Consider the following 13,829-nt stretch of genomic DNA (forward strand, 5'->3'; position numbering starts at 1 on the left):
TCACCGGTCCACCCGCTCGTCGAGCCGGGGTGCCTCGATGACGCCGTCCCGCGCGAGCTCCTCGGTGATCCACTCCCGCAGCACCACTTTTTTGATCTTCGTGCCGGACAGCGGCCACTCGGTGACCAGGCGGAGGTAGCGCGGGATCTTGTAGGAGGCGATCGCCCCGCGGCAGAACGCGACGAGCTCGTCGTGGGTCAGCGAGGCGCCCGGAGCGAGCTGGACGTACGCGGCCGGAATCTCCTGGTAGCGGGCGTCCGGAGCGGCGACGACCTGGACCAGGGCGACCGCCGGATGGCGGGCGAGGAAGTCCTCGATCTCGATCGCGGCCACGTTCTCGCCGCCCACCTTCAGCATGTCCTTGATCCGGCCGCCGTAGACGAGATTCCCACCGTCGACGAGCATCGCGCGATCACCGCTGTGGAACCACCCGTCGCCGTCGATCGTGGCTGCGGTCTGGTCCGGGTCCTTGTAGTAGCCCTCGAACATCGAGTAGCCGCGGAAGCACAGCTCGCCCATCGTGTCCTCGCCGAGGTCGTCGCCGGTCTCCGGGTCGACGATCTTCAGCTCCATCCCGTCGACCACCCGGCCGAGGGTGCGCATCCGGATGTCGGCCGGGTCGTCGGGCAGCGGCAGGGTCAGGTTGGTCGCGCACTCGGTGGAGCCGTAGGACGACACCTGGACCGCGCGCGGCATCGCCTCCTCGAACTGGGCCAACCGCTCGGGGGTGGCGATGTTCTGGACGATCCGGACCGCGCTCAGATCCGCCGAGAGGAAGCCGGGATGGTCGAGGACCGCCCTCCAGATCGTCTCGAACGCCGGGTAGAGCACGGTGCAGCGTTCCTCGACGATCGTGCGCAGTGCGGCCCCTGGTTCGAAGTGCCCGGCGTGGCAGTACTTCGCACCGGCGGAGAAGCAGCCGAGCATCGGGACGATGCCCCCGCAGTGGTACAGCGGCAGCGGGTTCCACAGGGCGTCGGAGGGGCCGAGCAGGAACCGGGTGCGCGCGACGTTCTCGGCCTGCCGGACCAGGGCCTCGTGGGTGAGCAGGCAGCCCTTCGGACGGGCGGTGGTGCCGGAGGTGTAGATCAGCAGCGCCACGTCCCGGACCCGGACCCGCCGTCGCAGGACCTCGACCAGATCCGGGTCGACGGTCGCGGCGCCCGCGTCGAACGCTGCGCGGTCGAGCATGCCCGGCGCCGTTCCCGACAGGTTCACCACCGCCCGCAGGCGCGGGGCGCCCTCCAGGCGCAGCCGCCCGGGCTCGCCGCCGGCAAGATCGGGGAACACCTGCTCGACCAGGCCGGCGTAGTCGGTGCCGTGCGGGTCGGCGGCGACGAGCAGCACGTCGATGTCGGCGTGGTCGATCACGTGGGACAGCTCGTGCGCCTTGAACCGACCGTTGATCGGCACGCCGACCGCGCCGATCTTCGCGGTCGCGAGCAACGCCAGGACGTAATCGGGGGTGTTCGGCATGAGGAACCCGACCGTCCCTCGGGGCCTGACCCCGAGAGCGAGCAGGCAGGCGGCGACGTGGTCGATCCGCGCCGCGAGCTCGGGATAGGTGAAGCGGATACCGGGCATGACGAGCGCGGTCGCGTCGGAGCGCGCGGCCTGCTCGTCGACGATGTCGCCGAGCGTCGTCACTCTGATGACCATGGCGGACTCCTCACCGGTCGCTTCTTTCGATCACCGTGTGCCGTGGTTCCGAGGTGCTGCGCGGTGTCACACCAGGGTCGCGCCCAGATCGACCGGGAGCGCGATGCCGGTGACGGTCCGGGACTCCGCGCAGGCGAGCCAGAGGACCGCATCGGAGATGTCGCGCGGTGTGGCCGCCGGCTCGCTGAGCACCTGTCCGAACGAGGCCAGGTACCGGCGTTCCGAGCGCAGGAGCTCCTTGAGCTTCTCGTCGGTCGCCATGGGCGTGTCGACCGCCCATGGGTGCACCGAGTTGACGCGGATGTCGTACGGCGCGAGCTCCAGCGCCGCGGTACCGGTCAACCCGACGACGCCGTGCTTGGCGGCGCTGTAGTGGGCCTGGCCGGGCAGCGGTTTCGTGCCGGCCACCGAACTGATCGTCACGATCGAACCCCCGCGACCCGCCTCGATCATGGGCGGCACGGCTGCCCGGAGCGTGTGCCAGACACCGGTGAGGTTGACGTCGAGCACCGTCCGCCATTGCTCGGGGGTGATCTCCCACAGCCGGCCCCAGTCGCTGATCCCGGCGTTGGCGACCACGACGTCGAGCCGGCCGAAGGCCCGGACGCCGTCGGCCACCGCTGCCTCGACGTCGTCGAGGTTGCGGACGTCACCGCGGTGGGCCACCACCCGCGCTCCCGCCTGCTCGGCGAGCGCGACGGTGTGGGCGAGGTCGTCCGGATCCGAGGGTGGGTAACCCAGCGCGGCCACGGGTCCGCAGACATCGAGGAGTACGAGGTCGGCGCCCTCCTGTGCGAAGCGGAGCGCGTGCATCCGGCCCTGGCCACGGGCGGCACCGGTGATCATCGCTACCTGACCGTGCAGCCGCCCCGGGCGCTCGGAATCCGTCATCTATCAACCATACGATAGTTTGGGCGGGAAATCTGCAACGCGAGGACGTCGAGATCCGGCTCGAGGTCATCGGCCGCCGTTCGCGGGCTGGCCCTGTAGGCCGAACGTCGCATTGACGAGGGAACAGGCGCGCTCTAGCGTCAGCGCCCAAACCAACGTCTGGTTGCTCGGAGGGGTATCCGTGTACAGGACCAGCAGCAGAGTCGCGCTGGCCGCCGTGATCGTGTTCGTCGCGGCGGGCTGCAGCAGCCAGGGTTCCACCGACAGCGACACCGCATCCGGTGACCGGCCGCCCACCGTCGAGGTCGCGATGCTCGCCGACCTCACCGGCGGGGCGTCGTTCTGCGGGAACGCCGCCCGCACCGGCGCCGAGACCGCCGTCCGGAAGATCAACGAGGATCGGCTGGCCGGCCCGGACACCTCGGTCGAGCTCGCGGTCGAGGACACCGCGACCAACCCACGCGAGGCCGCCGCGGTGATGACCCGGATCGCCGGCGGCGACGCGGTCGCCGCGACCTTCGGATGCGCCAGCCAGGTCGCCCTCGCCGTGGCGCCGGTGGCCCAGCAGGAGGGCGTCCCGCTGGTCGCGATGCAGTCCGGGGTGCCGGGCGTGCTCGACGCCGGGGACCACGTCTTCCGCTCCACGGCACCCCAGACCAGCTACCAGAACCTCGTGGTGGACCGGCTGGCCGCACAGGGGGTGAAGACCGCGGCGATCGTCTACCAGAGCGACAACGCCACGCTCGTCGAGCTCGCCGAGCAGACCTTCCCGCCGTTGCTCGCCGAGGCCGGGATCGCAGTGCCGGCGAGCGAGAAGTTCCAGGGCGCCGGCTTCGACTTCGCCGCTCTCGCGTCCGGGGTCGCGGGCCACGCGCCGGACGCGGTGATCATGCTCGGGCAGGGCACCCCGAACGTCACCGTGATCACCCAGCTCCGCCAGGCCGGCTTCACCGGCACGGTCGTCGGCTCGCAGAGCTTCGGCGGTGGTGTCCTCGCACCCCTCGGCCCGCTCGCCGAGGGTGCCATCTGGGCGTCCGACTTCAACGTCGACGGACAGGCACCCTCGACCGTGGCGTTCACCGAGTACTACCGCTCGATCCACGGCGCCGAGCCGTCCGTCTTCGCGGCGCAGGGGTGGGACTCGATGATGCTGGTCGCCGCCGGGATCGAGGCGGCTCCCTCGGCCGACCGCGACGGCGTCCGGGCGGGCCTGGAGACCGCGGCGGCGGCCGGCATCGACGGGGCGGTCGGGACCATCCGGTTCGAGGGGCGCGACGCGCGCGTCCCCGGCCTGGTGAACACCTGGCAGGACGGTCGCGAGCAGCTCGCGGGCCCGACGGCCGGGTCGTGACGTGCTCGACCAGCTGGTCAACGCCGTCGTCCTGGGCGGGATCTACCTGCTCTTCTCCTCCGGGCTGACGCTGTCCTGGGGCGTGCTGGACGTGCTCAACCTCGCCCACGGATCGATCTTCATGTTCGGGGCGTTCAGCGTCTACCTGCTCCTGCGCGACAGCGGGACCGCGCTGGGGCTCCCGGTGCTCGTCGTGCTCGCGGCCGCGGTGGGTGCGGTCCTGTCCACGCTGCTGCAGCTGCTGGTCTTCGGGCCGCTGCGGCGGCGGGCGGCCTCGCGCGGGCAGGCCGAGCTCGGCGTCCTCATCGCGAGCATCGGCGCCGGTCTGCTCCCGGTCGCGGTGGCGCTGAACCTGGCCGACGCCGAGGTGGTCAACCTGCCGGGGGACACCGCCGCCACGGCGGTCCACCAGTGGGGCCCGATCCGGATCTCGACCCTGCAGATCGCGATCGTCGTGCTCGCGGTGGTCCTCGCCGGCGTGCTCGCCTGGTGGATCGCCCGGACCCGGTCCGGTCGTGCGCTGCGCACGATCGCCGTGGACCCGGCGACCGCCGACCTGCTGGGGATACCGGTCGCCCGGCTCTCCGTGCTCACCATGGCGATCAGTGGTGCGCTGGCCGGTGGCGGCGGCCTGCTCCTGGCGGCCAACGCCAATGCGATCGAACCGCACATGGGTGACGGGTTGCTGCTCAAGGCCTTCGCCGTGATCGTGCTCGGCGGGGTCGGCAGCATCGTCGGGGCCGCGGTCGGGGCGTTCGTGCTGGCCTTCGCCGAGACGTTCGCGGTGGCCTACGTGTCCGGTGAGGCCCGCGACGTCATCGCGTTCGCGCTCATCCTCGCCGTGCTGGTCCTGCGTCCGCAGGGGCTGGTGCCCCGTGCCGCCTGGCAGCGTGCCTGATGAACGAGACACTGCTCATGACGGGCCTGGCCTACTACATCGTCGGCCTGGCGTTCCAGGTCGTGCTCCGCAGCGGGGTGTTCTCGCTCGCCGCCGCCGGGTTCTGGGGGATCGGCGCCTACACCTGCGCGCTGACCGCGGAGGCGGTGGGCTGGCCGGTCGCCGTCCTGCTCGCCCTGGCGCTGTCCGGTGTCCTGTCGTTCGGCCTGGCCGTGGTGCTCGGCCGGTTGCGCGGGCTCTACCTGGGCATGGCGACCATCGCCTTCGACCTGCTGATCGTGTCGCTGGCCTTCAGCTGGGACGCGGTCACCGGCGGCGCGCTCGGCCTCTACGGCATCCCGCGCGACGCCACCGTCTGGACGGTCGGCGGGCTCGCCGTGCTCGCCACCGCGGCCGTCGCGATGGTGCAGTCGAGAGCCGGGGGCCGGTTCGTCGACGCGCTGCGGACCGACGAGCCGCTGGCCCGCTCGCTCGGCGTCGAGACCGGGCGGTTGCGGGTGTCGATGTCGGTGCTCAGCGCGCTGCTCGGTGCCCTCGCGGGTGCGCTGACCCCGCTGATCTTCGGCGTGCTCGGCCCCGAGGAGAGCGGGTTCCCGCTGGTCGTGCTCGGGCTGACGATCGTGGTCATCGGCGGCTCGGGCTCCTGGGTGGGCGCTCTGGTGGGTGCGCTGGTCGTCACGGCACTGCCGGAGCTGCTGCGGTTCGTCGACGAGTGGCGCGACGTCGTCTACGGCGCACTGGTCGTCGTGATGGTGCTGTTCGCGCCGTCCGGGGTGGTCGGCACGGCGCGGCGATGGTGGCCCGCGATCCGCCGCCGCGCCGTCGCGGCACCGGGGGAGGCGACGTGAACGCGCTGGAGTGCGACGACGTCGCCGTGCACTTCGGCGGCGTGCGAGCTGTCGACGGCGTCTCCTTAACGGTCCGGCCGGGCAGCCTCTGCGGCCTCGTCGGGCCCAACGGCTCGGGCAAGACCACGCTGCTCAACGCGGTCTCGGGGCTGGCCCCGACGACCCGGGGCCGGATCACCGCCGGCGGCGAGGTCGTCTCCGGACGCGGCGTACCGTGGATCGCCCGCTCCGGGATCCGCCGTACGTTCCAGGCGATCCGGCTGGTCCCGGAGCTGAGCGTCCTGCACAACGTGATGCTCGGCGCCGACGACGGCAGCCGGCTGCTCGACGGGCTGTTGCGGCCTTGGCGGGCTGCGCGCGCCGACCGCGAGTCCCGCGAGCGGGCCCGCGAGGCGCTCACCCGGGTGGGGCTGGCCGGCGTCGAGAACCTCCGGCCCGACGAGCTCCCCTACGGCCACCAGCGACGTGCGGAGATCGCCCGGGCGCTGGCCGCCCGCCCGCGCCTGCTGCTGCTCGACGAACCGGTCGCCGGAATGTCGCCCGCGGAGCGGGCCGAGATCGGTGAGCTGCTGACCGGCCTGCGCGACGACGGGATGACCCAGCTCCTGGTGGAGCACGACCTGGAGCTGGTCACCCGGATCACCGACCATCTCGTGGTGGTGGACTTCGGCCGCGTCATCGCGGACGGCGACCCCGCGACCGCGGTCCTCGACGAACGGGTGAGGGAGGCCTACCTTGGCCGCACCACAGCCAGACGAGAGCGCCCTGCTGCAGGTCACGGGCCTGGCGGTGCACTACGGGCGGGTGAGGGCGGTTGACGGCGTCGACCTGGTCGCCCGCGCCGGGCACGTGCACGTGCTGCTCGGGTCCAACGGTGCCGGGAAGAGCTCGACGATGCTCGCGAGCTGCGGCGGCGTCCGCCCCGCCGGCGGGCGGGTGCTGCTCGACGGTGCCGACATCACCGGCCGGCCCGCCTGGCGCGTCGTCCGGGCCGGGATGGTGCTGGTGCCGGAGGGGCGCCGGATCGTCGCGCCGCTGACGGTCGAGGAGAACCTGCTGCTCGGCGGGTATCCGAACCGCTCGGCCGCGCGCCGGTCGCAGACCCTCGCCGAGGTCTACGAGATGTTCCCGGTGCTCGCGACCCGGCGGACGGCCCCGGGTGGCCTGCTCAGCGGCGGCGAGCAGCAGATGCTGGCGTTCGGCAGGGCGCTGATGGCCGACCCGCGCGTCGTGCTGCTCGACGAGCCCTCGATGGGGCTCGCCCCGATCATGGTCGACACCGTGATGGCCGCGGTGCGCGCGATCGCCGATCGCGGCATCGCCGTCGCGATGGTGGAGCAGAACGCGACCGCCCTGGAGATCGCGGACGAGGCATCGGTGCTGGACCGGGGGCGGGTCGTGCTGACCGGGCGGGCCGCCGAGCTCGCCGGGGACCCGCGGCTGGAGCGTGCCTTCCTCGGCGTGGGCACATGACGGTCCGCGTCGGCCTCTACTACGACCTGCGCAACCCGGGCGGCGCCCGATCCTGGCCCGCGGTGTACGCCGACGCCCTGCGCCGGATCGCCGACGCCGAGGCCGCGGGCGCCGATGCCGTGTGGCTCACCGAGCACCACGGCTTCACCGACGGCTACCTGCCCGCCCCGTTGACGTTCGCCGCGGCCGTCGCGGCGCGCACGAGCCGGGTCCGGATCGGGACCGCGGTCGTCGTCGCCCCGTTCGTGCCGGTGCAGGCGCTGGCCGAGCAGGCCGCGGTCGTGGACATCCTGTCCGGCGGGCGCCTCGAACTGGGGCTGGGCGCGGGGTGGCGTGAAGCGGAGTTCGCCGCGTTCGGCGCCGCCCACGGCGACCGGTACGCCGTCCTCGAGCGGGTGGTCACCGAGCTCGGAGGGCGTAGCGCAGGCGGAGCCCGCATCGGCACCGACCGGAGCGCAGGCGGAGCCCGTACCGGCCCCGATCTGTGGTCGACCGGGGCCGCCACCCCGCCGCCGGTCCAGGACCCGCTGCCGCTCTGGGTCGGCGCCCGCGGGCCCCGCGGCGCCCGGATCGCCGGCCGGACGGGCGCCGGACTGCTCTGGCTCGATCACGAGCTGTACCGGACCTACCGGGACGCGTTCACCGGGCCGGGCCTGCCCCGGGTCGGCGGGCTGGTCAACCTGTTCCTCGCCGACGACCCGGACTCGGCGCTCGCCCGGATCCGGCCGCTCGCCCGGCACAACCGCGCCACCTACGCCGGGAACGACCGCGGGGCCGCGCGCGGGCCGGCGGTGCTGCCGAAGCTGCAGGTCGTGACACCGCAGCAGGCCGCGGCAGTGGTCCGCGAACGCACCGCGGGGCTGCCGGCGACCGACGTCTTCTGCTTCGGCGACATCGGCGGGCTCGACGCCGACCTGGTCGACCGGCACGTGGAGCTCGTCGCGGGCACCCTGCCGCGGCTGCTGCGGGAGCCGGGACCCACCGCGGCCGGGCCGGGGTGAGCGCGGCGGATCACGGATACCGGTCGCCCAGGCGCCGTTCGGCGGCGAGCCGGTCGGTGACGGCGTGCACGTCGGTCACCTCGCCGTCGCGCACCGTCAGCAGGCCGGAGGCGTACAGGCTCGCCGGGAGCCCCCGGAGGTGATCGCGCCCGTCGAGCCCGCCCGCGTAGCTCCCACGCGTCACGACATGGAAGGCGACCCGGTCGCCGGCGGCGAACAGGTCCAGGACCTCGGTCCCCGGTGCGCTCAGCAACATCCGGCGCGGCAGGGCGTCGCGTTCGTCGTCGAGGTCGCCGATCGGGACGTCCAGCAGCCGGCCCGCAGCCAGCCAGCGACGGGCGGCGGACTCGGCCTCGGGCTCGGGCGGTCGCGCCGGCGCCGTCCACGGGTCGAGGCCCGCCGGACGGACGGGGTGGGCCGTGCCGAGTCGCTGCTGGCTGCGTCGGGCGTGGTAGTCCTGCTCGACGCGGCACTCGAGCAGTCGCTCGCCGTCCCAGCGGTAGAGGCTGACCCCCTGCCACGAGGCGTACCCGCCGTGCAGCGCCGATCGGCCGTGCTCGGTGAAGTGGAACGCGGCCCGGTCCTCGCCGAGCACCAGCTCGTGCACGGTGAACCCGAGGCCGGGGAACTGGCGGTACTGCTTCTCGGTGGCTGGCACGTACTGGTCGTCGCGGCCGCGGAGCTCGACGTCCCCCATGCGCAGCACGTAGCCGTCGACCATGATCTCGCGGCACACCGTGAAGTCGTGCGCCGCGGTGTATGCGAACGCGTACCGGCGCAGCAACGCCGCGAGCGGGTGCAGACCGTCGACCGACTCCATGGTGCCCTCCCGAGTGCCGTTGCCCAACCAATCGTTAGGTGGATACGGTCGGGATGTCAAGCGGCGCCGGACCGACCTGCTGTTAGGTTGGGCGGGTGGTGAACAGGAGGCGCTCCGCGCGCGCGGACACCGCTCCGCCGTTCCGGGCGGACGACGGACGCTGGCAGGAACTGCTGGACATCGCGGCCCGCATCTTCGCCCGCAAGGGATACAAGTCCACCACCCTGCAGGACATCGCCGACGAGTTCGGCGTGCTCAAGGGCAGCCTCTACCACTACATCCGGAGCAAGGACGACCTGCTGTTCGAGGTGGTCCACTCGGTCTACGAGGAGGGCCTCGCCAACCTGCGTGCGGTGGCCGGCGCCGATCTCGACCCCGTGGAACGACTGCGGGCGGTCGTCCGCGGGCACGTCGTCTACCTGATCGACAACCTCGTCGAGACCACGGTCCTGCTGCACGAGTTCGACCAGCTCTCCGACGAACGGCGGGCCCGGATGCCGATCCGCGACTACCAGACCCTGATCGCGGACCTCGTCGCCGAGGCGAAGGCGGACGGCCGGCTCAAGCCCGACGTCGATCCCCAGCTCGCGGCGCTGGCGGTGCTGGGTGCGACGAACTGGGTCTACCGCTGGTACCGCCCGGGAGCCCGCTCGCCCGAGGAGATCGCCGACCAGTACGCGGACCTGCTGGTCGACGGGATGCTGCTGCCCGACCGTCGATCGGCGGGTGCGGCACCGGAACGGGCCGGGGCGTCGCCGGGCGGCGCCACCGGCTGAGGCTCCGGCGCCGGGTCCGGTCGCCACCCACGGTCGAACTACTGACGGGCTGCCCAAACCAACGTATGGTTGCTGGGAGTTGTCACCCGATCGAGAGGGGCCGCCCGGTGCGTGCCGTCGTCGCCAGCAAGATCTCTGCAGATGCCCCAGCCGACGCGGTGGAGGTCGTCGACCGTGCGGATCTCGTTCCCGGGCCGGGCCAGGTGCTCGTCACCGTGCGGGCGGCCTCGCTGAACCACCACGACCTGTGGGCGTTGCGGGGTGTCGGGGTGAGTGAGGACAGGCTCCCGATGGTGCTCGGGTCCGACGTCGCCGGCGTCACCGAAGACGGGCGCGAGGTCGTCGTGCACGCACTGGTGGCCGACCCGGACCGCGGTCACGGCGACGAGCTGCTCGATCCCCGGCGGGGGATGCTCGCCGACGCGCTGCAGGGCGGGCTGGCCGAACGGGTCGTCGTGCCCGAGCGCAACCTCGTCGACAAGCCCGCGTCACTGAGCTTCGAGCAGGCCGCCTGCCTGCCGACCGCGTGGCTCACCGCCTACCGGATGCTGTTCGTCCGCGGCGCGGCGCGACCCGGGCAGACCGTGCTGGTGCAGGGGGCCAGCGGGGGCGTCGCGACCGCGGCGATCGTGCTGGGGCGCTCGGCCGGGCTGCGGGTGCAGGTCACCGGCCGGACCCCGGAGAAGCTGGAGAAGGCGCGGGCACTGGGTGCCGACGGGTGCTTCGGCTCCGGCGAGCGGCTCCCCGAACGGGTCGATCTGGTGATCGACACCGTCGGTGGGCCGACCTGGGAGCACTCGCTGCGCTCGGTGCGCCCGGGCGGGACGGTGGTCGTGGCGGGGGCGACGGCCGGTGCTGCGGTCCGGACCGACCTGTTCCGGTTGTTCCTGCAGCACATCACGGTGCACGGATCCGCGATGGGCCGGATCGAGGAGCTGCGCGATCTCCTGGCGCTGTGCGAGGCGCGCGGCGTCGTCCCGCACGTCGACTCCGTGTTCGGACTGGAACGGGCGCCGGAGGCGTTCGCGAAGCTCGCCGCAGGCGAGGCGTTCGGCAAGGTCGTCATCGTGCCGGAGGCCGTGGCGTAGCACTCAGCCCTACCAAACGGTTGTCTGGGCGGCTATCGTGGAGTCGCACAGCGCAGTGTCGGCGGATGCGAGGCAGGACAGTGGACTTCGAGCTCAACGAGCAGCAGCAGCTCTTCCGGAAGACCGTGCGGGACTGGGTGGACCGGGAGGCACCGAAGGAGTGGGCGCGCGAGCTCGAGAAGGACGAGTACAACTTCCCGCACGCGCTGTGGGACAAGTTCACCACCGCGGGCTTCCACGGCATCGGGCTGCCGGAGGAGTACGGGGGCCAGGGCGGCGACATCCTGACCCAGATGATCCTGGCCCGCGGCCTGGCCCGCTCGCTGGCCGGGCTGACCTGGGTGTGGGGGATCACCTCGTTCGCGGGCGGCAAGTCCGTCGGCCTCTACGGCACCGAGGAGCAGAAGCGCCGCCATCTCACCGCCATCACCGAGGGACGGGAGAAGTGGGCGATCGGCTTCACCGAACCAGGCGGCGGCACCGACCTGCTGGGCGGTCTGCGCACGCGGGCGAAGAAGGTCGACGGCGGCTGGGTCGTCAACGGGCAGAAGACGTGGAGCTCGATGGCCCACGTCGCCGACTACATCCTGCTGCTGGCCCGCACCGCCGACTACACGGACAAGCGACACCAGGGCGTGTCGCTGTTCATCCTCCCGGCGCGCAGCGAGGGCGTCACGATCCGGGAGATCCCCAAGGTCGGGATGCGGTCCCTGGGCTCCTGCGACGTCTACCTCGACGACGTGTTCGTACCGGAGGAGAACCTGCTCGGCGAGGAGAACCGGGCCTGGCGCATGCTGCTGCCGACGCTCAACAACGAACGGATCATGCTGTCGTCGTTCTGCGTCGGGATCATGGACGGGGTCCTGGAGGACGCCGTGCGCTACGCCATGGAGCGCGAGGCCTTCGGCGGGGTGATCGGCCGGTTCCAGTCGCTGCAGCACCACATCGCGAACATCGCCATGTGGCGCGACCAGGCCGAGCTCATGGTCAACCGGGCCGCCTGGATGCAGTCGCTCGGCAGGCCCTGCGGGCAGGAGGCCAACATGGCCAAGGTCGTCGCCTCCGAGCTCGGCGGACAGGCCGCCGACCTCGGGCTGCAGATCCTCGGCGGCATGGGGTACTCCGCCGAGACCGACATGCAGCGCTACTGGCGGGACGTGCGGCTGTTCCGGATCGGCCCGGTCACCAACGAGATGGCCCGCAACGGCATCGCCGAGGGGCTCGGCCTGCCCCGGTCGTTCTCGTGAACGTGCCGTAGGGCGACGCCGAGGTCGCGCTCCGAACCTGACACCCACCGTCGAGCAGCTCAACGAGGAGATGTCTCATGGCCGACCCGATCCTGACCCTGCCGCGACTCGTCGAGCGGGCCACCCGCGAGCACCCGGACGCCGACTGTGTCGTCTTCCCGGAGGTGAGGCGCTCGTACCGCGAGGTGCACGAGCGGGCCACCGACGTCGCCCGTGCCCTGACCGCGCTCGGGATCGGCCCCGGCGACGCCGTCGGCACCCTGATGCCCAACTGCCTCGACTTCGTCCACGTCATGATCGGGACGTCGATGACCGGGGCGCTGTTCGTTCCGGTCAACGCGCGGCTCGCACCCCGCGAGATCGCGCACGTGGTGGCCGACTCCGGGATGCGGGTGCTCGTCACGACGGACGCGGTCGACGAGCACGTCGACTACGTCGACCGGCTGCACCGGGCGTTGCCGGAGCTCGCGACCGGAGACGCCGGTGAGACCCCGGCGGTGGCGGGCGCACCCGGCCTCGACCACGCGGTGCTGATGGGGACCCGCTCCGCGGCCGGTTTCGTCGGCGGGACGGCGTTCCTGGAGCGGGGCGCGCCGGTCGACGCCGGCACCGTCCGTGCCGCGGCGCTCGCCGTCCCACCGGCTGCTCCGTACATCATGATGTACACCTCCGGCACGACCGCCGAGCCGAAGGGCTGCCCGCTGACCCACGAGTCCGTCGTGCGGCTCGGACGGGCGTGCGGTGAGGAGGCGTTCCGGATCACGGCGGCCGACCGGATGTGGAACCCGCTCCCGATGTTCCACGTCAGCGCGCAGGCCCCGATGGTGGCGGTGTTCGGTGCGGGGGCCGCCTGGATCTCGATGACCCACTTCGAGCCGGACGCCGCGCTGGATCTGATCGAGCGGGAACGCGCGACGCTGCTCTACCCCGCCTACCCCACACTGACGGCTCCGCTGCTGGGGCACCCGCGCTACCGCGCGGATACCTTCCGCCGCGTGCGGGCGATGCTCACCGTCGGCCCGCCCGACCTGCTGCGCGGTTTCCAGGAGCAGCTGCCGCACACCGCGCACGTCAGCTGCTACGGCTCCACAGAGACCGGTGGCGTGGCCATCATGGGGCGGCTGGACGACCCGCTGGAGGAACGGATCACCTCCGGCAAACCGTTCAGCGGGGTGGAGGCAGAGGTCCGCGACCCGGCCACCGGCGAGGTGCGGCCCGCCGGCGAGACCGGGCTGCTCCACATCCGCGGGTTCAACCTCTTCCAGGGCTACCGCAACGACCCGGAGAAGACGGCGGCGAGCATCGACGCGCAGGGATGGTTCTGCACCGGCGATCTCGCCGCGATCGACGACCGCGGGAACCTGACCTTCCGGGGCCGGATCAAGGACATGCTCAAGGTGGGCGGCGAGAACGTCGGGTGCCTGGAGGTCGAGGCCTTCCTCACCGGCCATCCGGACATCGCGCTCGCCTGTGTCGTCGGTGTACCCGACGACCGCTACGGCGAGGTGCCTGCCGCCTTCGTCGAGCTCCGGCACGGTGCGGAGCTGACCGCGGACGAGGTGCTCGAGTTCTGCAGGGGTGGGCTGGCCCGGTACAAGGTGCCGCGCCACGTGCGCTTCGTCTCGGAGTGGCCGATGTCCGCGACGAAGATCCAGAAGTTCCGCCTGCGGGACCGGCTGCTGGCCGAGCCGGCCGGTGCCGGTGTGCCGGACGCCGTCGCCACCGCGGCCCCGGCGACGCCCTGAGCGCCACGATCCGATGTGTCCGCCGCGCGGTG

The 13,829-nt window shown here is 72.5% G+C and carries 13 protein-coding genes; 10 read left to right on the forward strand and 3 right to left on the reverse strand.

Annotated features, from left to right (window positions below; all coding sequences use genetic code 11):
* Together JOF36_RS10945 and JOF36_RS10950 are read right to left on the reverse strand one after the other, a co-directional pair.
* Positions 1–1,659: an AMP-binding protein gene (locus JOF36_RS10945; RefSeq protein WP_210026575.1), complete on the reverse strand. Its 1,659-nt coding sequence runs from the start codon at positions 1,657–1,659 to the stop codon at positions 1–3.
* Between the two features lie 66 nt (positions 1,660–1,725).
* Complete coding sequence (locus tag JOF36_RS10950; protein ID WP_210026577.1) at positions 1,726–2,550, reverse strand: mycofactocin-coupled SDR family oxidoreductase; 825 nt, start codon at positions 2,548–2,550, stop codon at positions 1,726–1,728.
* A 181-nt stretch (positions 2,551–2,731) separates the two neighbouring features.
* Here JOF36_RS10950 and JOF36_RS10955 point away from each other — a divergent pair, with 181 nt between their 5' ends.
* From JOF36_RS10955 to JOF36_RS10980, 6 genes are read left to right on the forward strand one after another with little or no spacing between them, the layout of a single operon-like run.
* Positions 2,732–3,901, forward strand: coding sequence for an ABC transporter substrate-binding protein (locus tag JOF36_RS10955; protein ID WP_210026579.1), 1,170 nt, complete (start codon positions 2,732–2,734; stop codon positions 3,899–3,901).
* A 1-nt stretch (position 3,902) separates the two neighbouring features.
* Positions 3,903–4,799 (forward strand): branched-chain amino acid ABC transporter permease, encoded by an 897-nt coding sequence (locus tag JOF36_RS10960; protein WP_210026581.1) that lies wholly within the window; start codon positions 3,903–3,905, stop codon positions 4,797–4,799.
* Positions 4,799–5,647, forward strand: a complete 849-nt coding sequence (locus tag JOF36_RS10965) for a branched-chain amino acid ABC transporter permease (protein ID WP_210026582.1) — start codon at positions 4,799–4,801, stop codon at positions 5,645–5,647. Before JOF36_RS10960 ends, JOF36_RS10965 begins: the two co-directional genes overlap by 1 nt.
* Positions 5,644–6,465, forward strand: coding sequence for an ABC transporter ATP-binding protein (locus JOF36_RS10970; RefSeq protein ID WP_210026583.1), 822 nt, complete (start codon positions 5,644–5,646; stop codon positions 6,463–6,465). Before JOF36_RS10965 ends, JOF36_RS10970 begins: the two co-directional genes overlap by 4 nt.
* Positions 6,452–7,120 carry an ABC transporter ATP-binding protein gene (locus tag JOF36_RS10975; protein WP_307862314.1) on the forward strand — a complete coding sequence of 223 codons (669 nt, stop codon included), beginning with the start codon at positions 6,452–6,454 and terminating at the stop codon, positions 7,118–7,120. The genes JOF36_RS10970 and JOF36_RS10975 overlap by 14 nt, the downstream gene beginning before the upstream one ends.
* Positions 7,117–8,121, forward strand: a complete 1,005-nt coding sequence (locus JOF36_RS10980) for an LLM class flavin-dependent oxidoreductase (protein ID WP_210026584.1) — start codon at positions 7,117–7,119, stop codon at positions 8,119–8,121. The genes JOF36_RS10975 and JOF36_RS10980 overlap by 4 nt, the downstream gene beginning before the upstream one ends.
* Positions 8,122–8,131: 10 nt before the next feature.
* Here JOF36_RS10980 and JOF36_RS10985 read toward each other — a convergent pair whose 3' ends face one another.
* Positions 8,132–8,941: a nuclear transport factor 2 family protein gene (locus tag JOF36_RS10985; protein WP_210026585.1), complete on the reverse strand. Its 810-nt coding sequence runs from the start codon at positions 8,939–8,941 to the stop codon at positions 8,132–8,134.
* A gap of 95 nt (positions 8,942–9,036) precedes the next feature.
* On the opposite strand from JOF36_RS10985, the gene JOF36_RS10990 reads away from it, so the two are divergent.
* The 4 genes from JOF36_RS10990 (at position 9,037) to JOF36_RS11005 (ending at position 13,797) form a co-directional block, all read left to right on the forward strand.
* Positions 9,037–9,717: a TetR/AcrR family transcriptional regulator gene (locus JOF36_RS10990; protein WP_210026586.1), complete on the forward strand. Its 681-nt coding sequence runs from the start codon at positions 9,037–9,039 to the stop codon at positions 9,715–9,717.
* A 107-nt stretch (positions 9,718–9,824) separates the two neighbouring features.
* Positions 9,825–10,805, forward strand: coding sequence for a zinc-binding dehydrogenase (locus JOF36_RS10995; RefSeq protein ID WP_210026587.1), 981 nt, complete (start codon positions 9,825–9,827; stop codon positions 10,803–10,805).
* 65 nt (positions 10,806–10,870) lie between these two features.
* Positions 10,871–12,052 carry an acyl-CoA dehydrogenase family protein gene (locus tag JOF36_RS11000; protein WP_245350788.1) on the forward strand — a complete coding sequence of 394 codons (1,182 nt, stop codon included), beginning with the start codon at positions 10,871–10,873 and terminating at the stop codon, positions 12,050–12,052.
* A 77-nt stretch (positions 12,053–12,129) separates the two neighbouring features.
* The gene (locus JOF36_RS11005) at positions 12,130–13,797 is read left to right on the forward strand and encodes a class I adenylate-forming enzyme family protein (protein WP_210026589.1); all 1,668 of its coding nucleotides are present in this window, start codon (positions 12,130–12,132) and stop codon (positions 13,795–13,797) included.
* Positions 13,798–13,829 lie beyond the last annotated feature (32 nt).

This window comes from Pseudonocardia parietis, assembly GCF_017876315.1.
GTDB classification, from domain to species: domain Bacteria; phylum Actinomycetota; class Actinomycetes; order Mycobacteriales; family Pseudonocardiaceae; genus Pseudonocardia; species Pseudonocardia parietis.

What these genes read in the sequence shown, in the direction of transcription:
- JOF36_RS10985 (WP_210026585.1), bottom strand. Translation starts at nt 8,941, where the DNA reads ATGGAGTCGGTCGACGGTCTGCACCCGCTCGCGGCGTTGCTGCGCCGG.
- JOF36_RS10945 (WP_210026575.1), bottom strand. Translation starts at nt 1,659, where the DNA reads ATGGTCATCAGAGTGACGACGCTCGGCGACATCGTCGACGAGCAGGCC.
- JOF36_RS11000 (WP_245350788.1), top strand. Translation starts at nt 10,871, where the DNA reads ATGCGAGGCAGGACAGTGGACTTCGAGCTCAACGAGCAGCAGCAGCTC.
- JOF36_RS11005 (WP_210026589.1), top strand. Translation starts at nt 12,130, where the DNA reads ATGGCCGACCCGATCCTGACCCTGCCGCGACTCGTCGAGCGGGCCACC.
- JOF36_RS10980 (WP_210026584.1), top strand. Translation starts at nt 7,117, where the DNA reads ATGACGGTCCGCGTCGGCCTCTACTACGACCTGCGCAACCCGGGCGGC.
- JOF36_RS10950 (WP_210026577.1), bottom strand. Translation starts at nt 2,550, where the DNA reads ATGACGGATTCCGAGCGCCCGGGGCGGCTGCACGGTCAGGTAGCGATG.
- JOF36_RS10965 (WP_210026582.1), top strand. Translation starts at nt 4,799, where the DNA reads ATGAACGAGACACTGCTCATGACGGGCCTGGCCTACTACATCGTCGGC.